This window comes from Rhizobium mongolense subsp. loessense (assembly GCF_900099775.1).
Lineage (GTDB): Bacteria > Pseudomonadota > Alphaproteobacteria > Rhizobiales > Rhizobiaceae > Rhizobium > Rhizobium loessense.
Genome location: NZ_FMTM01000001.1, coordinates 99008 through 120060 on the forward strand (window position 1 = coordinate 99008; position 21053 = coordinate 120060).

At 60.3% G+C, this 21053-nt stretch carries 23 protein-coding genes; 14 read left to right on the forward strand and 9 right to left on the reverse strand.

The features are described 5' to 3' along the window. The first annotated feature begins 36 nt into the window (after nucleotides 1-36). Nucleotides 37-1290: a GGDEF domain-containing protein gene (locus tag BLP23_RS00485; RefSeq protein ID WP_092584202.1), complete on the forward strand. Its 1254-nt coding sequence runs from the start codon at nucleotides 37-39 to the stop codon at nucleotides 1288-1290. 50 nt (nucleotides 1291-1340) lie between these two features. Continuing rightward, the gene (locus BLP23_RS00490; RefSeq protein WP_092583085.1) at nucleotides 1341-2585 is read left to right on the forward strand and encodes a cytochrome P450; all 1245 of its coding nucleotides are present in this window, start codon (nucleotides 1341-1343) and stop codon (nucleotides 2583-2585) included. Here the strand turns inward: BLP23_RS00490 and BLP23_RS00495 are convergent. Both BLP23_RS00495 and BLP23_RS00500 read right to left on the reverse strand, forming a co-directional pair. Then, complete coding sequence (locus BLP23_RS00495; RefSeq protein WP_092583086.1) at nucleotides 2569-3384, reverse strand: DUF1194 domain-containing protein; 816 nt, start codon at nucleotides 3382-3384, stop codon at nucleotides 2569-2571. The genes BLP23_RS00490 and BLP23_RS00495 overlap by 17 nt on opposite strands. A 278-nt stretch (nucleotides 3385-3662) precedes the next feature. Continuing rightward, the gene (locus BLP23_RS00500; protein ID WP_092583087.1) at nucleotides 3663-4466 is read right to left on the reverse strand and encodes an SDR family NAD(P)-dependent oxidoreductase; all 804 of its coding nucleotides are present in this window, start codon (nucleotides 4464-4466) and stop codon (nucleotides 3663-3665) included. A gap of 149 nt (nucleotides 4467-4615) precedes the next feature. On the opposite strand from BLP23_RS00500, the gene BLP23_RS00505 reads away from it, so the two are divergent. Continuing rightward, complete coding sequence (locus BLP23_RS00505; protein ID WP_092583088.1) at nucleotides 4616-5107, forward strand: MarR family winged helix-turn-helix transcriptional regulator; 492 nt, start codon at nucleotides 4616-4618, stop codon at nucleotides 5105-5107. On the opposite strand, the gene BLP23_RS00510 is transcribed toward BLP23_RS00505, so the two are convergent. From BLP23_RS00510 to BLP23_RS00520, 3 genes are all read right to left on the reverse strand, one after another. Then, nucleotides 5104-5448: a cupin domain-containing protein gene (locus tag BLP23_RS00510; protein ID WP_092583089.1), complete on the reverse strand. Its 345-nt coding sequence runs from the start codon at nucleotides 5446-5448 to the stop codon at nucleotides 5104-5106. The two genes, BLP23_RS00505 and BLP23_RS00510, sit on opposite strands and share 4 nt — an antisense overlap. A 6-nt stretch (nucleotides 5449-5454) precedes the next feature. Then, nucleotides 5455-6738, reverse strand: a complete 1284-nt coding sequence (locus tag BLP23_RS00515) for an O-acetylhomoserine aminocarboxypropyltransferase (RefSeq protein WP_092583090.1) — start codon at nucleotides 6736-6738, stop codon at nucleotides 5455-5457. A gap of 104 nt (nucleotides 6739-6842) precedes the next feature. Next, entirely contained in the window at nucleotides 6843-7271 is a 429-nt protein-coding gene (locus tag BLP23_RS00520; RefSeq protein WP_092583091.1) for a CoA-binding protein, read from the reverse strand. A 97-nt stretch (nucleotides 7272-7368) separates the two neighbouring features. On the opposite strand from BLP23_RS00520, the gene BLP23_RS00525 reads away from it, so the two are divergent. Beyond that, nucleotides 7369-7692, forward strand: a complete 324-nt coding sequence (locus BLP23_RS00525; RefSeq protein ID WP_092583092.1) for a hypothetical protein — start codon at nucleotides 7369-7371, stop codon at nucleotides 7690-7692. Nucleotides 7693-8164: 472 nt separating this feature from the next. Beyond that, a complete protein-coding gene (locus tag BLP23_RS00530) occupies nucleotides 8165-9001 on the forward strand; it encodes an EamA family transporter (RefSeq protein WP_092584203.1) in 837 nt (278 codons plus the stop codon). Between the two features lie 245 nt (nucleotides 9002-9246). Here the strand turns inward: BLP23_RS00530 and BLP23_RS00535 are convergent, their stop codons facing one another. Next, entirely contained in the window at nucleotides 9247-10077 is an 831-nt protein-coding gene (locus BLP23_RS00535) for an enoyl-CoA hydratase (RefSeq protein WP_092583093.1), read from the reverse strand. A gap of 73 nt (nucleotides 10078-10150) precedes the next feature. Between BLP23_RS00535 and BLP23_RS00540 the strand changes: the two genes are divergently transcribed. From BLP23_RS00540 to rpsI, 3 genes are all read left to right on the forward strand, one after another. After that, the gene (locus BLP23_RS00540; protein WP_092583094.1) at nucleotides 10151-10576 is read left to right on the forward strand and encodes a PaaI family thioesterase; all 426 of its coding nucleotides are present in this window, start codon (nucleotides 10151-10153) and stop codon (nucleotides 10574-10576) included. Nucleotides 10577-10805: 229 nt separating this feature from the next. Further along, nucleotides 10806-11270, forward strand: coding sequence for a 50S ribosomal protein L13 (gene rplM / locus BLP23_RS00545; RefSeq protein ID WP_022714788.1), 465 nt, complete (start codon nucleotides 10806-10808; stop codon nucleotides 11268-11270). A gap of 2 nt (nucleotides 11271-11272) precedes the next feature. After that, on the forward strand, nucleotides 11273-11740 hold the full coding sequence (gene rpsI, locus BLP23_RS00550) for a 30S ribosomal protein S9 (protein WP_022714787.1): 468 nt from the start codon (nucleotides 11273-11275) through the stop codon (nucleotides 11738-11740). A gap of 76 nt (nucleotides 11741-11816) precedes the next feature. Here the strand turns inward: rpsI and BLP23_RS00555 are convergent, their stop codons facing one another. Then, nucleotides 11817-12278 (reverse strand): Lrp/AsnC family transcriptional regulator, encoded by a 462-nt coding sequence (locus tag BLP23_RS00555; protein WP_092583095.1) that lies wholly within the window; start codon nucleotides 12276-12278, stop codon nucleotides 11817-11819. Between the two features lie 151 nt (nucleotides 12279-12429). Between BLP23_RS00555 and BLP23_RS00560 the strand changes: the two genes are divergently transcribed. From BLP23_RS00560 to BLP23_RS00575, 4 genes are all read left to right on the forward strand, one after another. After that, complete coding sequence (locus tag BLP23_RS00560) at nucleotides 12430-13221, forward strand: phenylalanine 4-monooxygenase (protein WP_092583096.1); 792 nt, start codon at nucleotides 12430-12432, stop codon at nucleotides 13219-13221. Between the two features lie 84 nt (nucleotides 13222-13305). After that, the gene (gene speB / locus BLP23_RS00565) at nucleotides 13306-14265 is read left to right on the forward strand and encodes an agmatinase (protein WP_092583097.1); all 960 of its coding nucleotides are present in this window, start codon (nucleotides 13306-13308) and stop codon (nucleotides 14263-14265) included. 62 nt (nucleotides 14266-14327) lie between these two features. Beyond that, a complete protein-coding gene (gene argC, locus BLP23_RS00570) occupies nucleotides 14328-15260 on the forward strand; it encodes an N-acetyl-gamma-glutamyl-phosphate reductase (protein ID WP_092583098.1) in 933 nt (310 codons plus the stop codon). Between the two features lie 20 nt (nucleotides 15261-15280). Further along, entirely contained in the window at nucleotides 15281-16072 is a 792-nt protein-coding gene (locus BLP23_RS00575) for a sulfite exporter TauE/SafE family protein (RefSeq protein ID WP_092583099.1), read from the forward strand. A 20-nt stretch (nucleotides 16073-16092) separates the two neighbouring features. Here the strand turns inward: BLP23_RS00575 and BLP23_RS00580 are convergent, their stop codons facing one another. Beyond that, a complete protein-coding gene (locus tag BLP23_RS00580; RefSeq protein WP_092583100.1) occupies nucleotides 16093-17196 on the reverse strand; it encodes a COX15/CtaA family protein in 1104 nt (367 codons plus the stop codon). Nucleotides 17197-17307: 111 nt separating this feature from the next. On the opposite strand from BLP23_RS00580, the gene BLP23_RS00585 reads away from it, so the two are divergent. Together BLP23_RS00585 and BLP23_RS00590 are read left to right on the forward strand one after the other, a co-directional pair. Continuing rightward, nucleotides 17308-17517: a DUF2842 domain-containing protein gene (locus BLP23_RS00585; RefSeq protein ID WP_092583101.1), complete on the forward strand. Its 210-nt coding sequence runs from the start codon at nucleotides 17308-17310 to the stop codon at nucleotides 17515-17517. A gap of 122 nt (nucleotides 17518-17639) precedes the next feature. Continuing rightward, nucleotides 17640-18863 (forward strand): GNAT family N-acetyltransferase, encoded by a 1224-nt coding sequence (locus BLP23_RS00590; RefSeq protein WP_092583102.1) that lies wholly within the window; start codon nucleotides 17640-17642, stop codon nucleotides 18861-18863. Here BLP23_RS00590 and BLP23_RS00595 read toward each other — a convergent pair whose 3' ends face one another. Further along, complete coding sequence (locus BLP23_RS00595) at nucleotides 18864-21002, reverse strand: GumC family protein (RefSeq protein WP_092583103.1); 2139 nt, start codon at nucleotides 21000-21002, stop codon at nucleotides 18864-18866. Nucleotides 21003-21053 lie beyond the last annotated feature (51 nt).

The window sequence follows — 21053 nt, forward strand, 5'->3', positions numbered from 1 at the left end:
GGCGGCGAAAATGCCCGCATTCCAAGGGGTGTTGCCGTGTTTAATATTACTACAGGATTAGCCATCTGGTGTTCGGAAGCCATGACGCTCGCGTTGCTGCTGTTCATGGCCTGGCGCCATAACGTCCGCAGCAAGGCCTATCTTTATTGGGGTCTCGGCTTCCTGTTGAGCGGCACCGGTTTTGCCATGATTGCACTGCGCAGCCAAATCCCCGATATCCTGTCGATCGAGGCGGGTAACGCGACCGCACTCCTCGGCCAGAGTGCCTGGGTTGCAGGCTTCATGGCGCTCGATCGCCGGAAGATCGAATGGTGGGCGCTGCTGCCGCCGGCGATATGGCTTGCCGGCGTTTACCTGCCCTGGGTCAACGGCGACTACGGTAACCGCGTCATCCTTTACAATCTTGCGTCAGCGACCGGCGCCACCGGCCTTGCCATGGCCGTCTGCAGCGCCGGCATGCGCCGCGAACCGACGCGCGGCAAACTTGCCGCCGTCTTCATCGTCCAGGCATGGCTTTGCTTTGCCGTGGCTCTGACGATGGCCGTGACCTTGCCGAGCGACGCGGAAGCGACCAACTACAGCGGCGCGGCTGCCATGGCGAGCGCCTTCCTGCTGACGATCGCCTTCGCATTCACCTGCCGCATGATCATGGAACGTTCGGAAAAGCACTTGCGCGCCTTGAGCCTTACCGATTCATTAACCGGCGTCTGGAACCGCCGCGGCCTTTTCGCCCGGTTCGATGCGATGCATGAGAAGGCCTTCGACGACAAGCGGCAGATCGCGGTCCTGCTTTTCGATCTCGATCATTTCAAACGCGTCAACGACCGTTTCGGCCATCAGGCGGGCGACGCCGTTCTTTCGGCTTTTGCGAGGACCGCGCGCCAGTTTGTGCCGGACAACATCTTTGGCCGCATGGGAGGCGAGGAATTCGCGGCCTTCGCGATTGTTGCCGACCAGATGGAGGCAGAGGCGCTTGCCGAATCGATCCGCACTGAATTCTGCCGCGTGCCGGTCGCAACCGGCGAGGCGATCGTGCCGGCTACCGTCAGCATCGGCATTGCGCTCAGCTCTGCGGCCGAAACCAATATGGACAAGCTGATTTCCGCAGCCGACCGGGCGCTCTATGCGGCAAAGGCCGCTGGCCGGAACTGCAGCGTCATTTTCGGAGCGGAAGAAGCTGCGGCCCCCGCACCTGCGGTAATGGACAAGAATGCCGGCGAGCTGGTCCCGACGGTTGACGATCAGGTCGACGCGCTCCGGCGGATGGGCTCGCTGTCGCGCGCCGGCTGACCTTCCGATCCACCTTTTCGGGGCCTGTCAAATCCGCTAAGCCTCCGAACATGATGATAGCGCCTTTTTTCTCGATCGATCCCACCACCCGCCGCGTTTCCCTCGACAGCAGCGATCGGGCTTTCTACGGCAATCCGAACGCCGCCTATGCGGCACTGCACTGCCATTGTCCGACCTTTTACTGGGAACAGCAGAAGCAGTGGTTCTTCACCGGCTACGACCATGTGAACGGATTGCTGCGCGACCGGCGCTTCGGCCGCCAGATCCTGCATATCGCGACGCGCCAAGAGCTCGGCCTTGCCGAGCCGGAGCAGCATCTGGCAAATTTCGATCTGGCCGAGCGCTACTCGCTGCTCGAACTTGAGCCGCCGGAGCACACGCGCCTGCGCACCCTCGTCAACCGCGCCTTCGTCTCACGCCATGTCGAGAAAATGAAGCCGGAGCTTGCGGAGCTCGCGAACAAGCTCATCGACGGCTTCAAGGACAAGGGCGAGGTCGAACTGCTTTCCGCCTTCGCCGATATCATCCCGGTGACGATGATCGCCCGCATGATCGGCATTCCGGAAGAGATGGGACCGCAGCTTCTTGCCTGGTCACATGCCTATATCCGCATGTATCTTTTCGGCCGCACGCGTGAAGACGAGGACGGCGCCGAGCGAGCCGCAAGCGAATTTTCCGATTATGTGAAGACGGTGATTGCCGAGCGCCGCGCCAGCCCGCGCGACGATCTCCTGACGCACATGATCCACACGGAGCACAAGGGCCAGTATCTGACCGATGCCGAGCTGGTCTCGACAACGATCGTGCTCCTCAATGCCGGCCACGAGGCGACCGTGCACCAGATCGGCAACTCGGTCCGCGTCATCCTGGAAAGCCGCTGTAATCCCGCCGAACTGTTCAAAGACGAAGCGGCGACGGAGCGCACGGTCGAGGAAACGCTGCGTATCTGCGCGCCGGTGCATATCTTCCAGCGCTGGGCCTTGGAGCCCGTCGAGATCGATGGCATCTCCTTCAAGCGCGGCGACAAGGTGAGTCTGATCCTTGCCGCCGCCAATCTCGATCCGACGAAATTCACCGATCCGCTGAAGTTCAGGCCCGACCGCAACGAAGCGCCGAACCTCTCCTTCGGGGCCGGCATCCACTTCTGCATAGGCGCGCCGCTCGCCAGGCTCGAACTCAACGTCGTCCTGCCGATCCTGTTCGAACGGCTGCCGGGCCTCGAGTTGGCGAAGACGCCGTCTGTGAAGGACGTCTACCACTTCCACGGGCTGGATGCGCTCAATCTGGCGTGGTGACGATTGCCCGCCAAAGCGCAGCGATGCCGGGTCTGACGCCGACCGCTGCGATTTCGCTCATGCTGGAGATTTCGCGCAAAAGCTTGCGATAGATCGCCGGCGAATATTCTTCGGGAGCTGCGACCGGTTCCGCAAAGGCGCCTGGTCCGCCGATCACCTCGCTCCGGAAATAGGCAAGCAAGTTTTCCGGCGATATGGCCTCTTCCTCATTCCCTGGCAATCCGCCATACACAATAGGTAAGGCATTGATGGTGATGCCGCGGGCAAGGACGCCGGCGCGGACGGGCATGACATCGCGCCCCTTGTTGTTGACGCCGTCGCCGGAGATATTGATGAGCGAGCGCGTCGCCTCATAGCCGCTTGAGCGGATCAGATGATCGGCATAGGAAAGTATGCCGCTGATCGACGTGCCCCGGCTTATCTTTGCCGGTGAACTCTCCTCAAGCTTCAGCGAAAACAGCCAGGAATCCATCTCATTCGTTATGATGGTCCAGGGAATGACCAGCCTTCGCTGCCCGTCGCCGCCCCATTCGACATAAGTGACGGCGATCCGGCCAGTCCTGCCTGCGGCGATCGCTTCGATGATTTCCGGGCGCCGGAACGCTTCGACGAAGCCCCGCTGCTGCAGCGCCTTTTCCTCCGCATCCATTGATGTCGATACGTCAGCCGCGATCACCAGCTGGATATCCACAATCTCGCCGGCCACGGCGACATCGAACATCGTCGCAGCCATCAAAAGACCGGCAAGCAATTCAGCGATATGGCGGTGCCTTCTGCATGTTTCCCTCCAAACCTGCATGTCACCCTCCCCAAAAGATTGGATTGAATGCGTGATATGAAAAGAGGCGTACGGACGAAATTGCCGGCGCGAAGATTGGGCCGGATGAAGGTTTCAATAGTGGAAAGCGATACCAAGTTAAATTAGCTAAATATAATATAATGAGCGAGCGCGAGTTGCTCGCTGTCAGCTGTAGTAATACTTCGGAATTAGCGTCTCGATCGAAACGGAACGCTTGCTTCAGCAAAGGCACTTGGGACTGCGTTGGTTCGCCGCAGTCCCAAAACCGGCGCGCCGCCTCAGGTCCTCGGGACACCATAGCGGGCGGCCGGGTGGTCGTGCGAGAGGTTGGGGCCAAGCGCCGAACGGGCAGCAGTGAACACGTTCCAGTCGGCATTGTCCGGAAGAGACGGAATGGTGACGAGTTCGCCTTGATCGAAGCCTGCCAGGGCCGCATCCACCATGTCCCTCACGTCCATGACCATCGTCGGCGGGAAGCGATCGAAGGAGCTGCCGACGCGTTCGAAAATTTCGGTCCGGGTCAATCCGGGAAGCACGGCCTGGACCTTCACCCCCCTTGGGCCCGCTTCGGCGTTGATCGCCTGCGTCAGATTGAGCACGAAGGCCTTGGTGGCGCTATAGGTGCCGTTGAAGCGCTCGGCGATCAGCGCTACCACCGACGCGATGTTGATGATGGCGCCCTTGCCGCGTTTGGCGAATGTCTGCGCCGCGGCGATGGCGAGCCGGTTCGCAGCTACGACATTCAATTCGATCATCGTTTCGAGATAGTCGATATCATCCTCCAGCAGCGCGCCTTTCGGACCGATTCCGGCGTTGTTGACGAGAAGCGTGATGTCTTCATCTTTACGCAGCCGTTGTTCGACCTTGCGGACATCTTCGCGCTCCGTGAGATCGGCCGGCAGCACCTGTGCCTTTATGCCCTGCTCTGCCGTCAGCTTTTCGGCAAGCGCATTCAGGCGACTGACATCGCGGGCGACAAGCAGGAGATCATAGCCGCGTTTTGCGAGACGATCGGCGTAAGTCGCACCGATCCCCGAGGAGGCGCCGGTCACGAGTGCAATCCCAAGAGACGAGCGAGACATTGGTCAATCCTTTCCGATGGAAATTTAGTGGTATATGCCACTATAATGACGAAAACCTGATTTTCCGCAAGAGCAACCGATGGAAAAATTCAGGAGTGGCGATTGACTGATCGTCAACAATCCGCAGACATCGCCTCAGGAGAGCGACTATGGACGAGAAGACAGAAGGCTTTGAAAGCTGGGCCTATTGCAGCAACAGCGCATTACGCCGCGCCACCCGGCAACTCGGCCAGCTCTATGACGATGTGCTGGCTCCAAGCGGGCTCAAGGCGACGCAATACGGCCTGCTCAGCCAGATACACTTCAACGCTAACCCTTCCCTGAAATCCCTGGCCGATGGATTGGTGATGGATCTTTCCGCACTCGGACACACACTCAAGCCCCTCATCCGCGACGGGCTTGTCGAACTCGTGCCTGACGAGAAGGACCGCCGCGTGAAACGGGTAAAATTGACGGAGATCGGCGTCGAAAAGTGGCAAGAGGCGCATCTGCTTTGGCGTGAGGCGCATTCGCGTTTCGACAACGCCTTCGGCGAAGAGGAATCGGCAGCGCTGCGCAATGCGATGAACCGCATCGCTTCACCGGACTTTGCAAAGACATTCGTCGCCGGCCCTGGAAAGGACAGAGGCTCTGCGCCCTAAACCCGGATCACATAGTCCTTGCGAGTCGTTTCAACGACTTCCCAGGTTCCCTTGAAACCGGGCTTTAGAATCATCCGGTCGCCTGCCTTCAGATGCACCGGCTCGCCGCCGTCCTCGGTGACGATCGAGTGGCCGCAGAGCACGTTGAAATATTCCCACTCGTCATAGGAAATCCGCCATTTGCCGGGCGTCGCCTCCCAGATGCCCGAATAGAGGCCACCTTCGGCCTCCTCCAAGTTCCAGGTGCGGAACTGCGGATTGCCGGAAACGATGCGGTCCGCATCCGGTGCGCCGAACTCGGGTTCCCTTCCGTCTATGCCGAAGGTGATGTGGTTTGCCATGGGATCTCAGATCTTCGAAAGCGACTGTTCAAGGTCGGCGATGATGTCCTTTACGTCCTCGATGCCGATCGAGAGGCGGACGACATCGGGGCCGGCGCCGGCGGCGGTCTTCTGTTCGTCGGTCAGCTGGCGATGGGTGGTCGAAGCCGGGTGGATAACCAGAGAGCGCGTATCGCCGATATTGGCGAGGTGGGAGAAGAGCTCCAGTCCTTCCACCAGGGTCTTGCCCGCCTCGTAGCCGCCCTTGACGCCGAAGGTGAAGACCGAGCCTGCACCCTTCGGCGAGTAGCGCTGCTGCAGGGCGTGGTTCGCATCGTCTTCGAGACCCGCATAGTTCACCCAGGCGATCTTGCTGTGTGCTTTGAGCCATCTGGCGACCGCTATGGCATTGTCGCTGTGGCGCTGCATTCTTAGCGGCAGCGTTTCGATGCCGGTGAGGATCAGGAAGGCGTTGAAGGGCGAGATTGCCGGGCCGAGGTCGCGAAGGCCGAGCACGCGGGCGGCGATCGCGAAGGCGAAATTGCCGAAGGTCGAATGCAACACCATGCCGTTATATTCCGGGCGCGGGGTGGACAGCATCGGATAGTTGCCGGACTTTGACCAGTCGAAGGTGCCGCCATCGACGATGATCCCGCCCATGGAATTGCCATGGCCGCCGAGGAACTTCGTCAGCGAATGCACGATGATGTCGGCGCCATGCTCGATCGGCCGGATGAAGTAAGGCGTCGCCATCGTGTTGTCGACAATCAGCGGCAGGCCGTACCGGTGGGCCACTTCGGCAATCGCCGCGATATCGACAAAGGTGCCGCCGGGATTGGCCAGGCTCTCGATGAAGATCGCGCGCGTCTTCTCATCGATCTGGCTTTCAAAGCTTGCCGGATCGTCGGAATCGGCCCAGCGCACCTGCCAACCGAAATTCCCGAAGGCATTGCCGAACTGATTGATCGAGCCGCCGTAAAGCTGCCTGGCCGCGACGAAATTCTCGCCCGGACGCATGATCGTATGAAAGACGATGACCTGCGCCGCGTGACCCGAAGCCACGGCAAGCGCTGCTGTACCGCCCTCAAGGGCTGCCACGCGCTCCTCCAGCACCGCCTGCGTGGGATTCATGATGCGCGTATAGATGTTGCCGAAGGCCTGCAAGCCAAAGAGCGATGCCGCGTGATCGGAATCGTCAAAGACGAAGGCTGTCGTCTGATAGATTGGCGTTACCCGCGCGCCCGTTTCCGGATCCGGCTGCGCACCGGCATGGATTGCCAGCGTGTTGAAACCCGGATCGCTCGTTGCCATGTCGTCCCCCCGTCGCTGTCGATGGCGGGAGCATAGACTACGATCCGCAAATGTTAATCGCTTTGCGTTTCAACCATCGGGCGTCTGGAGAAAAATCCGTGCACTCAGGCGGCAAGGCGCGGGATTTCGATTGCCGGGCAGCGGTCCATTACAACTTTTATGCCAGCTTCCTCCGCCTTTGCTGCGGCAGCATCATCGCGCACGCCGAGCTGCGACCAAATCACCTTCGGCCGCGAGGGAAGAGCCAGGGCCTCATCAACGACGCCATGGAGATATTCCGAGGCGCGGAACACATCGACCATATCGACCGGTACCGGGATATCGGCAAGCCGGGCATAGACGAGCTGGCCCTGGATCTGCTTGCCTGCCTGCCCGGGGTTGACGGGAATGACATTGTAGCCCCGCGACAGGAGATAGCCCATCACGCCGTTGCTCGGCCGGGCCGGATTGGGCGACGCCCCCGTCAGCGCGATCGTCTTCACGGAGTTCAAGATTCCGGCAATGTAATCGTCCGGATAACGGTCGTGATTCATCAGCTTTCCTCCAGTCGACATTCTTTGCAGAGAGTTGAAACTGACAGTTCCTTCGGGCGTATATATAGGCATCCGGGTTCCCAAGGAGGAATAACCCATGAAAAAACTCGCGCTCGCCGCAGCACTTTTCCTTGCGGCCTCACCATCGCTGGCGATCTCCCGCTACAATCCGATGTCCATGACCTGCCAAAGTGCCCGCGCCGCCATCCACAATCAGGGCGCCGTCATCTTCCGCTGGACCTCGCCGCGCGGCCTGCCAATTTACGATCGCTACGTCCGCAACAGCCGGTACTGCGACGCAAACGAATATGCGGAGTGGAAGAACATACCCACCAGAGACGACCGGTCCTGCCCGGTCCTCAACTGCCAGAGTATCGACAATCTGGACGGGATGTTCTTCATACCAAACCACTCCCTGTAGCAGGTAGCGGGACGCGAAAACGATTTCGCAAGAGCCGGAAACACGCAGCTTCCGGCCTTTGTATATCAGAAGCGGCTCAATTGCTACTTGGGTTTGTATCAAAATGGATATAGCAAAATTATAGAACATTCTCTATATTACAGAAGTATAAATTGAAAATGGACTAAGAGGAGAAATATTATCATCTATTAAACTTCTTTTGTATTCGTTTTGTTCCTTTTTCGTTCTTGCTTCCATTAGAAACACCTCATAGTTGAGTGTAGGCAACTAAAATAAACGTATTTCGAGCGCGCACACTACGCCCCGATGTCGTTGCACGTGAACGCCGGAACCGAGCATGACAATTCTCATTTTCAAGCAGGAGACCAGCCTCCGGTTGCAAAATCCGCTCGCAAGATTGATTTTCGCGTCAACACGGCCCATACCCATTCTCCCCAGATAGCCTTCCCTTTTTCCCATTCCGGTGCGCATCGTGCCCCTCGACGTCATTCTGCTCGTTCTCTTCGGTGCATTCCTGCATGCGACATGGAACGCGATCATCAAGGCGGGGACCAACAAGTCGCTGGACGCGGCGCTTGTTTCGGCCGGGGGGGCAGTGGCGGCGCTGCCGTTCCTGCCCTTCCTGCCGCTGCCGCACCCAACGGCCTGGCCTTTCATCGGCGCATCGGCCGTCCTGCAATTTGCGTATTTTCAATTGGTCGCGGCCGCCTACCGCGCAGGCGATATCGGCCTCGTCTATCCGCTGATGCGCGGCTGCGCGCCGCTCCTCATCACCGCCACAAGCGGCTTCGTGTTGAACGAAAGCCTTTCGGGCGGCGCGCTCATCGGCACGATGACGATCTGCGCCGGCATTCTGACCCTTGCCTTCGAGGCGCGGCGCGGCAGCAAGCATGCCATCATGCTCGCGCTCGTCAATGCCTGCGTCATCGCTACCTATACCTATGTCGACGGCATCGGCGCACGCGTCTCCGGCAATGCGGTGTCCTACACTCTGTGGATGGCGCTGCTACCGCCCGTGCTGCTCTTTGCATGGGCGATCTCGCGCCGCGGCCTTCTCGCGGTCGCGATTCATGTCCGCTACAATTGGTGGCGCGGTCTGATCGGCGGCACCGGTTCGATCGCCTCCTACGGGTTGGCCCTCTGGGCCATGACCAAAGCGCCTGTCGCAACCGTCGCCGCCCTGCGGGAAACGTCGATCCTCTTCGCGCTCATCATTTCGGTGCTGGTCCTGAAGGAAAAAGCCAGCCCATGGCGTTATCTCGCAGGCGTGATCATCGCGAGCGGCGGACTGATCCTGAAGCTCGGGTAAGAACTACGCAGATTGCGCCGGAATACCTCATTTGAAATCCACTCGCCGTTCTCACGTTTTGCAAAAGCCAGTCGAAGGCAGATTGCCGATTGAGCCAAAACTGCGGATCGTTTCCCGTCTTCGAAGCGAGCACCTATGCAAAGGGCCATTGATTGTCATTGCCCACTGACCTTTCCGATCGTCGCTCAACGCAGCACGACCCACCTTTTGGCCTTGTCTACTCGTCCCAGAGAATATCGGGCGCGCTACTCGCCGGTCCAACTCGGCATCCGTTTTGCAAGAAACGCGCCGATGCCCTCTTGCGCGTCAGCAGTCAGCATGTTGTCGACCATCACCTGGGCCGCATGGCTGTATGCCTCTTCCGTCGGCATTTCGAGCTGGTGGTAGAAGGCCTCCTTGCCGATCTTCAGCGTCAACGGTGATTTCGAAGCGATGACGGAAGCGTATTTGGTCACGACCTGCGTCAGATACTGCTTGGGTACGATCCGGTTGACGAGGCCGAAGTCCTTGGCGGTCGAAGCATCGATCGTTTCGCCGGTCAGCAGCATTTCCATCGCCTGCTTCCGGTGCGCGGCGCGCGTAACGGCGACCATTGGCGTCGAGCAGAACAGCCCGATATTGACGCCAGGTGTGCAGAAGGTGGCGGTGTCGGTACAGATCGCAAGGTCGCAGGAGACGACGAGCTGGCAGCCGGCTGCGGTCGCAAGCCCGTCGATCTGCGCGATCACGGGCTTCGGCAGGCGGGTGATCTCCAGCATGAGATCGGCTGCAAGCGCAAATGTCTCCTCGAAGAAGGCCACCCCGCCATCGGCATCGGCACGATGCTCCGTCATCTCCTTGAGATCGTGGCCCGCAGAGAACACGTCGCCGGTCGAAGCGATGACCACTACGCGGACTTCCCTGTCTTCAGCGGCCTTCTGAAGCTCGCCCATCAACAGTTCCATCACCGCGATCGAAAGCACGTTCGCCGGCGGATTGTTGAGCGTGAGCCGCAGCACGCCCTCGGAAAGCGAGCGGGTAACGAGGGCGCTCCCATCCTCGTTTGCGCCCTTCCGGAAGGATACGACTTCGGCCATGGTCTAACTCCTCACATTGCGATTTCGTGCTAACTGTTCTGTCACAAGCTATCGGCAATTTCGAGGAGAAGCGATGCAGCCGGTCATGACGATCGAGGAGGTTCACCGGTTTTTGGAGACCGATTTCCCGCAGATCCACACGGACGGGCGCGTTTTTACCGTGACGGACATTGCGCCCGGCAGCGTCTCGACGCGGTTTGATCCGTCCGAAAGGCACCTGCGCCCGGGCGGTACCGTGTCCGGTCCTGCCCTCTTCACGCTGGCGGACGTCACCGCCTATGCCGCGGTGCTTGCCCATCTCGGCCCGGTTGCACTTGCCGTCACTACCAGCCTCAACATCAATTTCCTGCGCCTGCCGAAGCCGCAGCCAACAACCTGCACCTGCCGGATCCTCAAGCTCGGAAAGCGGCTCGCCGTTATCGAAGCCACCATCTTTCAGGAAAATCCGGCCGAGTTGGTGGCCCATGCGACGGCAACTTATTCGATTCCACCGCGATAAATTTGCGGTACCATAGTACCACATAATCAACATATTGATTTTGTTTCGTATTTTTTGCAGTGGCTCAGATAGATGATGTTGACCGCTAGCGCCTTTCCCTCTATACACCGCGCCAGAAACGCAGCCTTTCCGGGCTGCTTTCTTTTTGGCACGCTTCCGGGTGCGTCAAACCAAGCAACAAGAAACGCCCTTGGCCCTCAGGCACAGGGATCCAAAAGAGAGAATTACTATGGCAACCTTCTCCCAGAAGCCTGCAGAGGTGGAGAAGAAGTGGGTGATCATCGACGCCGAAGGGCTTGTCGTTGGCCGCCTCGCTTCCCTCATCGCTATGCGTCTGCGCGGCAAGCACAAGGCAACCTTCACGCCTCACGTTGACGATGGCGACAACGTTATCGTCATCAATGCCGACAAGGTCGTTTTCACCGGCAAGAAGTATTCCGACAAGGTCTACTACTGGCACACCGGTTATGCCGGCGGCATCAAGGAGCGCACCGCTCGCCAGATCATCGAAGGCCGCTTCCCGGAGCGCGTCCTCGAGAAGGCGGTTGAGCGCATGGTCCCGCGCGGTCCGCTCGGCCGTCGCCAGATGAAGAACCTCCGCGTCTACTCCGGTTCCAACCATCCCCATGAAGCACAGCAGCCGACCGTCCTCGACGTCGCCAAGCTGAACAAGAAGAACGTAAGGAGCGCCTGACAATGGCTGACCTCTCTTCCCTGAAGGATCTCGGCACGTCGTCGGAAGCAGCTGCTCCGGTTCACGTCCGCAAGGTCGACTCGCTTGGCCGCTCCTATGCGACCGGCAAGCGTAAGGATGCCGTAGCTCGCGTTTGGCTCAAGGCCGGCTCTGGCAAGATCACCGTCAACGGCAAGGACTTCACGGCATACTTTGCCCGCCCGGTCTTGCAGATGATCCTGCGCCAGCCGATCGTCGCGGCAGCCCGCGACGGCCAGTTCGACATTGTTGCAACGGTTGCAGGCGGTGGTCTCTCCGGCCAGGCCGGTGCCGTTCGTCACGGTCTCTCGAAGGCCCTCACCTACTTCGAGCCGGGCCTTCGCGGCGTGCTCAAGAAGGGCGGCTTCCTGACCCGCGACAGCCGCGTCGTCGAGCGTAAAAAGTACGGCAAGGCCAAGGCCCGCCGTTCGTTCCAGTTCTCGAAGCGCTAATCGCTCCAGAATACGGATTTTGCGAAGGCCGGGTTTTTCCCGGCCTTTTCTTTTTGCCACCGCTCGCGCCCGGCCCTCAGATCGGCAGTTCTGTCGTCGACTTCAGTTCGCGCAGGACGAAGCTCGAAACCACATTGCGCACATGTGGATTGCGCATCAGGTAGCGTGTCATGAAGGCCTCGTAGGCCTCGACGTCGCGCGCCCTGATCTTCAGCATATAGTCGAACGTCCCCGATAGCGCATAGCATTCCATGATCTCCGGCCGGTCGCGCACTACGGCGGCAAAGGCTTCGATCGCCTCTTCGTGGTGGTCCTCCAAGGTTACATGGGCGATGATGCAGAGCTTGAGATCGAGCTTTGCCGGATCGAGGAGTGCCACACGCTTGCGAATGACCCCTTCCGTCTCGAGCTCCTGCATCTTGCGCCAGGCGGTGCTTTGCGACATGCCGGCCTTTTCCGCCAGCTCGGCGAGCGACAGACTGCTGCCGGCCTGCACGAGCTGCAGAAGCTTGCGGGCCGCCTTCAGATTTTCTTTCACTCTTTCCCCTCCTCACGGATTATTCTCCCATTTTCCAACCATAATCCGGCAATGCTGAAATGTTTACCCGCATTGCCGGGGATATAATGGTGACATGACAGTCGGGGGTCGAAATCGCCCGGCTCATTGGATCAGAGGACGGGAGCCGCTCATGACCAAGGAAAGCACCTACACGGCGAATCTGCCGGATGCGGACGGCATCTATCACTACACCCCTGAGGAAGACCAAATCTGGAGCGAGCTCTATCAGCGCCAGATGACGCTGCTCGCCGACAAGGCGTGCCGGGAATATCTCGACGGCGTTAAGACGCTCGGCCTGAAGCCGGAAAAGGTTCCGCAGCTTCGCGACGTCAACCGGCGTCTTAACGAAACCACCGGCTTCGGCGTGGAAGGCGTCCCTGCCCTCATCCCGCCTTCGCGCTTCTATGAATTGCTGTCGCAGGGCAAATTTCCACTGGCGACGTTCCTCCGGCGCCGCGAGCATATCGATTATATCGAAGAGCCGGATATCTTCCACGAGGTCTTCGGCCATTGCCCGCTGCTGACCAACCAGAGCTACGCCAATTTCGTCCGCCGCTTCGGCGAGAAGGCCGTCGGCCTCGGCAAGGGGTATTCCTGGCATCTGTTTCGGATTTTCTGGTTCACTGTGGAATTCGGCCTCATCAACACGCCGCAGGGACGCCGCTGCTTCGGCGCCGGCATCGTCTCCTCGCCCAACGAGACCCGGACCGCAATGGAAGGCAAGGCATGCGAGTTCCGGCCCTTCGATCTGATGACAGCGCTCAGAACACCCTACCGGATTGATATCGTCCAGCCGATCTACTACGTGATCGACAGCTTTTCGCAGTTGGAGTGGATCATCGAGGAAGATATCGGTGCCCGCATCAACGAAGCCAAGGCTCTCGGCGACTTTCCACCGGCATTCGAAGCCAAGGCGTCCTGAGCGACGGGAATATCGTTTCGTTCGGGGCTTGCCTTGTCGGCCCCGATTGTCCAACGTCCCGCAAGCATGTGATGGAGGGACGCCATGGCAGAGAAGTCGATCGATCACGCCTTTATGGCGACCAGCCTGACATCCTCGGCAACTGACCCAACCTTTGCCGGAGCGCTCTCCTTCATGCGGCGTCGGTTCACCAAGGTTCTGACAGGCGCCGACGCCGTCGTCTGGGGTATTCCCTTCGATGCGGCAACCTCCAACCGGCCGGGAACGCGCTTCGGGCCGCAGGCGATCCGCCGCGCCTCGGCAATCTTCGACAACGATCCGCAATATCCTTTCAATCGCGATTTCTTCGCCGAAATGGCGGTGATCGACTACGGCGACTGCCTGCTTGACTATGGCAATCACCAGGAGACGCCGGCTGCAATCGAACGGCAGGCGAATACGATTCTTGACAGCGGCGCCTTCCTGCTCACGCTTGGCGGTGACCACTACGTCACATGGCCGCTCCTGAAGGCACACGCCGCCAGGCACGGTCCCCTGGCGCTGGTGCAGTTCGACGCGCATCAGGATACCTGGCTCGACGATAACCAGCGGATCGATCACGGTTCCTTCGTCGCACGCGCGGCCCGCGACGGTATCATCGACCCAGACCGCTCCATCCAGATCGGCATCCGCACCCACGCGCCGGAGGATTTCGGCATTCGCATCCTCTACGGCCATCAGGTCGAAGAAATGAGTGCCGCTGAGATCGCCTCGGCAATCGTCTCGAACACCAAGGACGCTCCGGCCTATCTGACCTTCGATATCGACTGCCTCGATCCGGCCTATGCGCCGGGCACCGGCACGCCAGTTGCGGGCGGGCCGTCGAGCGCCAAGATCCTTTCGGTCCTTCAGCGCCTGCAGCAGCTCGATATCCGCGGCGCAGACGTGGTCGAGGTCTCGCCGCCTTATGATCACGCGGATATCACCGCCATTGCAGGGGCGACGGTCGCGATGTATATGCTGGGGCTCCGCGCCGAGAGGCACGCGAGGCCGTTATCAAACTGATTCAACTTCATGGCACACTGATTCCGGAAGCAATCCGAACTCATTGAAAGCGCAGGATTATCATGGCACCGAAAATCTTCATCGATGGCGAACACGGCACAACGGGTCTGCAGATCCGCACGCGCATGGCCGGCCGCCGCGATGTCGAGCTTCTGTCCATTCCGGAGGCTGAACGCCGCAATGCCGCGATGCGCGAGGACATGCTGAACAGCGCCGATATCGCCATCCTCTGCCTGCCCGACGATGCGTCGAAGGCAGCCGTCCAGATGATTTCGGCGAACAACAATGTGCGCGTTATCGACACGTCGACCGCCTTCCGCGTCAATCCCGGCTGGGCTTACGGCTTTGCCGAAATGGACAAGGAGCAGGCCGAAAAGATCAGCGCCGCCCGTTTTGTCGCCAACCCCGGCTGCTACCCGACGGGCGCCATCGGCCTCATCCGCCCGTTGCGCGCTGCAGGCATTCTGCCGGACGGCTATCCAGTCACCGTCAATGCGGTCTCCGGCTATACCGGCGGCGGCAAGCAGATGATCGCGCAGGTCGAGGACCAGAGCCGTGACGATGCAATCACCGCGCCGCATTTCCTCTATGGCCTACCGCTGACACACAAGCATGTGCCGGAGATGAAAATCCATGGCTTGCTCGACCGCGCGCCAATCTTCTCGCCTTCGGTCGGAAAGTTCCCGCAGGGCATGATCGTCCAGGTGCCGCTGCATATAGACGATCTCTCGGGCAATGCGACGCTCGAAAGCATCCATGCGGCCCTGACAGCCCATTATGTCGGTCAGGATATCGTCACGGTCGTTCCGCTCGAGGAAAGTCGTACGCTTGCCCGTATCGATGCCGTCGAGCTTGCCGGGAAGGACACAATGAAGCTCTTCGTCTTCGGCACGCCGGGCGCCAGTCAGGTCAACCTCGTCGCTCTGCTCGACAATCTCGGCAAGGGCGCCTCGGGTGCGGCCGTCCAAAACATGGACCTTATGCTCGCCTCCTGAACCTTCCAGAGCCCCGCGATATGCCGATCGATACGCTTTCGGCCGGCGTTGCTGAATGGTTTTCCGCTGCGCTGCCGGATCACGGCATCTATGCGCTAATCGTCTTTGCCTTCATTGCCGGGCTCGCGCGCGGCTTTTCGGGCTTCGGGGCGGCGCTGATCTTCATTCCGCTTGGCGGCGCGATCGTCGGCCCGAAGCTGATTTCGCCCGTTTTGCTTCTCATCGACGGGCTTGCGACACTTGGGATGATCCCGCCCGCCTGGCGCAGCGCCAACCGGCGTGAAGTCTTCGCGATGGCGATCGGCGCGGCTCTCGGCGTTCCCGCGGGCACAGTTGCACTTGCACTGATGGATACCTTGACGCTCCGCTGGATCATCACCGCCGTCGCTATCTCGCTGCTGGCGCTCCTCGTGTCCGGCTGGCGCCATCACGGCGAGCCGCGCGCGCCGCTCAGTGCCGGGGTCGGCCTCCTCGCCGGTCTTTTCAGCGGCGCGGCACAGCTTGGCGGCCCGCCGGTCGTTGCCTATTGGCTCGGCGGCAAGAGCGACTTCACCCGCGTCCGGGCGAATGTCATCCTCTACTTCTCGGTCTCCACCTGTTTCAGCGCAATCAGCTATTATGCCGGAGGGCTTTTCGTGCAAGCCGTCTTTGCTCTGACGCTCGTCATTCTGCCAGCCTATGCGCTCGGCCTCTATGGCGGCTCGAAGCTGTTCGGCTTGGCGAAGGAGAGTACGTTTCGGCTGATCTGCTATCTGCTCATCGCCGCGGCCGCCATCATCGGCATGCCAGCGCTAGACGGGATTTTGCGGTAAACGCCTGACGCAACTCCTGCTCAGTCCCTTTCCGCAATCATCGTGTCGTGGGCAAATTCACCGTAAAAGCCGCGCCAGTTGGCGACCGCGAACCCCAAGACGATCAGTGCGCCTGCCTGATGTAAAAGACCCCAATGAAGCGGGACCTGCAGGAGGAGCGTGGCGATGCCGATTGCGCCCTGCAGCGTGACGAGGGCGAAGAGGACGACAGCGCGGCGGGCGTGGGTGGTTTGGGGAGCTGCGCGGAGCGCAACCACCATATTGATGAAAGCGAGCCCGAAGAGCACGTATGCGCCGGCGCGATGGATGAATTGAACGGTCTTCGGGTTTTCGAAGAAATTGATCCAGACGGGCTTTTGGATGAGAAGATCGGAGGGGATGATCGCGCCGTCCATCAGCGGCCAGGTATTGTAGGCAAAGCCGGCATCAAGGCCGGCCACCAGCGCGCCGAGATAGATCTGGAAGAGCGCGAAAATCGCAATTATCGCGGCCCATGCCCGCGAGCTTTCGGTAGGCGCGGCGTCGTTCGAATGCGGGGAAAGGCCGCGCATGATCCACATGCAGGCGGCGAAAATCAGACAGGCCATTACGAGGTGTGCCGCGAGGCGATACTGGCTGACGTCGGTCCTCACCGAAAGGCCGGACGAGACCATCCACCAGCCGATGAAACCCTGCAGGCCGCCGAGCGCCAGGATGCCGGCGAGCGGCCACCGCAGCCGCCGTTCGACCATGCCCGTCAGCCAGAAAAAGACAAGCGGCAGAGCGAAGATGACGCCGATCCCGCGGGCGATCAGCCGGTGCGCCCATTCCCACCAGAAGATGGTTTTGAAATCCTCCACCGTCATGTCGCTGTTTAGCTGCTGGAATTCGGGGATGCGCTGGTAGAGCTTGAATTCTTCCTCCCATTCAGCGGCAGTGAGCGGCGGAACGACGCCGTGGATCGGCTTCCATTCCGTGATCGAAAGGCCGGAATTGGTAAGACGCGTCGCGCCGCCGACGAGCACGAGACAGACGAGCGCAAGGAGCACGAAACCGAGCCAGATGCGCAGTGCGCGGCGGTTCCGGTCCAACCTGCGGACCTCGCTCAAGATCGCCCGTTGTGTGGTCAAGTTCGCGACGGCCATGATTGTTCCTTCTTTCCGGCAGTTGATTTGCCCCAACGGCTCATGCAAAACAAGCCCCGAACCTTTGCGGCATGCCGTCGCGCGGGTCCACATACTCCGGAAAGAGAATTCATGCCCGTCCGCTTGCGCAAATTCATCGGCACGATCCTCATCGTCGTTCTCGTGCTTCTTTATGCGCTTCTGGCGAACACGATTGCCGTCGCGATACTTGGGGAATCGTCGTGGTGGGTCCACCTCCTCTATTTCTCGCTGACGGGCCTTGTCTGGGTCCTGCCGGCGATGCTGATCATCAAATGGATGGCCGGTCCGCGGCAGAAGTGAACGCTGTTAACGCCGGAATAACCGTGATCCGCGGAAAAGGCGGTCTGCCCTCTTGCATTTAAGCCAAATGAAGGCGCTCTCCCTTTATGCTTCCGGCCAAGCCATCTTGACCGGAGAGACCCGTGCAGACGCAAAAGCTCGATGCCCATCAACAACCGCTCGACGAAGCGGCTAAAACCGAGGCAGGCATTGCGAGCCTTCGCTCGCTGAGCGCGGAACTACATGTCACGGTCTTCGACACGATGGCGCCGCTGGAAAAGGATTGGCGCGCCATGGAGCGGGACAATCTGACGTCTCTCCATCAAGGCTATGACTGGTGCCAGAGCTGGGTCGGCGCCTATCGGCGGCCGCTCGCCATTTTGCGGGGCGTCTGCGGGCCACAAACAGCCTTTATCCTGCCGGTCGAAATCGTGCGCTCCCATGGCGTGCGGATCGCAAAATTCATCGGCGCCAGCCACAGCAATATCAATACCGGACTGTTTACGGAGCGATTCCTCCACGGCGCCGTTGACCTCGATGCGCATTGCTTCGCCGAGGGCCTTCGTCACGCGCTTCGCGGCAAGGCCGATCTGCTGCTCTTGCAGAACATCCCGCTGGAATGGCGCGGCCGCAAGAGCCCGCTTAGTCTGTTGCCGTTGGTGCAGAATCAGAACCACGCCTATCAGCTGCCGCTACTTGAAAATTTCGAGGTGACGCTCAAGCAATTGAACTCCAAGAGCCGCCGGAAGAAGTTCCGGGTGCAGTCGAAGCGGCTCGAAGCCATCGGCGGCTTCGACTATGTCGCTGGCGGGACGGCCGGCGAACAGCACGCCCTGCTTGATCAGTTCTTCGCTCAAAAGTCCGAACGCTTCAAGGCACTCGGGCTGCCCGATGTGTTTGCCGACGCCGAAACGCGGACTTTTCTCCATGGCCTGATCGATATTCGCGGCGGCGACGATTTCGGGCTTGAGATGCATGCGATCCGCCTCAAGGGCGAAAACGAAGGGCATATCGCTGCGATATCCGGCATCTCGCGCAAGGGCGATCACGTGATCTGCCAGTTCAGTTCGATCAACGAAAGCATTGCGGCAGATGCAAGCCCGGGCGAATTCCTCTTTTGGCAGCTGATTTCCCGATTGAACGGGACGCGCGTCGCCTTCTTCGATTTCGGTCTCGGAGATCAGGTCTACAAACGTTCTTGGGCACCGATCGAAACGGATCATCACGATGTGGTGCTGCCGCTGTCCTTCGTGGGACGTATCGCCGGGCTTGCGCACCGGGCCATCACGCGGAGTAAGGCCCACATCAAAGCACGGCCCGGCCTCTATAAATTCGCGCAGCGCGCTCGTTCAAAGATCGGCGTCTGATCAGGCCGCGCGGCGCGGGAGGTCCTGCGCGATTGTCTCGTCGCCGGACATCAGCACGACGCTCTGATAGCCCGCCTTTTCGAATTCCGTCATCGCGAAGACGAATTCCTCTTCGATCACGTGCGGCATCGAAAGGATGATCTCGACATCCTTGCTGCGCGTCAGGCGCGAGACGCCGGCAACATCGGCTGCGCCGCACTCGACAATCACGAGATCATAGGCTGAGGACAATGCGTCGAGCAGTAGCGAAAGTCGGTCTGCGCCGCGCATCGCCTGACGGATGTCGCTGATGCCCTGCGGGATCAGGTGAGCGTCCGAATCGCGGTCGCCATGGATCGTTTCGCCGAAAGCGGCAGCGCCGCAGAGCAGGTCGGTGACGCCCGGTGCATTCGGGTCGTCGCCCATCAACTCGGTCGGGTAGCCGGAGCCGGTCATGTCGACCAGAACCACGCGCTGACCGACGTCGGCAAGTGCGCGGGCCAGCGAAACGGTCGCCGCGGAACCATCGTCGCCAGTCGGCGATATCGCGACAGCGAGCGTTGCCCGGCTGCTCGTGAGATAATCAGCCACAGAGCTGATCGAGAATTGGTTTTCTTCTTCCAGAGGTGCAGGCGCCTCCTGCGCAAGCTCCTCTTCCACCGGCGCCGAAAGCATGCTGGGCTTGACGTCACGCTTGGCTTTCGGCGCGGCGGTGGCCTGCGTTTTTTCTTCGATCGGTGCAGCAGGCTCGACACTGCTGTCGACCGGACGCAGTGCCCGGCCACTGAAAAGTTCGGCGAGCATGATGACGATCGCGCTCATGATCAACGTCGCGATGGCAGCGACGGCAACGATCGGCACGACCTTCGGGAAGTACGGATCGACAGGCTCGATGGCACGCGAGACGATGCGCGCATCTGCCGGACTCGAGTTGCTGTCGGCGCGGGAAGCGGCTTCCCGGTAGCGAGCGAGGTAGGTTTCGAGCAGCTGGCGCTGGGCGTTTGCCTCGCGCTGCAGGGCATTGAGGCCGACCTCGTCTTCGCCCGCCTGGGCGCTGTTTGCCCGCAACGTGCCGGACTGGCGCTCAAGTTCGGCAGCACGAAGGCCGGCGACCTTCGCCTCGCTCTCTACGCTGGCCAGGATCTTTTGCGTTTCCTGGCGGATCTGCGTCTTGATGTCGGCAAGCTGCGCCCGCAGGCTCTTCAACTTCGGATGGTTGTTGAGCAGCGACGTGCTGAGATCGGAAATCTGCGACTGGAGACCCGACTCAGTGGCCTTCAGCCGCTGCATGGACTGCGAGGACATGATGTCCGGCAACGTATCCGACGCCTCACCGGATGCGAGGGCGTTGCGGACGGACTGGGCGCGCGCCTCGGCATTCGCCTTTTCGCCGCGTACGCGGGTCAGCTCAACAGAGATATCGTTCAGCTGCTGCTGCGGAAAGTTGCTGCCACCGTTCGTCGGCAGGAGACCGTGCTTGGCGCGGTATTCGGCTACCTTCTGCTCGGCATCGTTTACCTTCTGGCGAAGGTTGTCGATTTCCGGCTCGAGCCAACGGGTGGCCTCCGAGTTCGTATCGAGTTTGGCGCCGCTCTGCGTCGCGAGATAGACATTCGCCATGGCATTCGCAATGCGCGCAGCAATCTTCGGATCCTTCGACGTGAAGGTGATGCCGATGACGCGCGAGCCGGGAACCTGGTAGACCTGGAGGCGCTCGATGAACGCATCGATCACGCGCTCTTCGCGCGGATTTTCAAGCGGGTTCTTCTTGATATGCAGTGCCACAAGGATGTCGCTCAGCGCAGAGCCTTTGACGGCATCGTCGAATTCGGGCAGCTCGTAGAGCTTCTCGCTGTTGATGACCTTCTTGATGATATCGGCGGACTGCAGAAGCTGAACCTGGCTCGCAATGTTCAACTCGTCGAGCAGCGGTCCGGCATTACCGTCGTTCGATTGGGTGTTGGCGAACGCCGGTGCACGCTGCTCGATCAGCAGACGGGTTTCGGCACTGTATTTCGGCGAGATCATCTTGGCGCCGGCAAAGGCGACCCCTGCCCCGATCAGCGTGACGGCTAGAACCTTCAGCCGGCGGGCCCAGACGGCTCGAACGAGTTGGCCAAGGTCGATGTCCACATCCTGATTACCCGTTACGCCGGACATACCCGTACTCCGAGAACAAACATGGCCCGAAGCGTAAACGACTATAGTAAC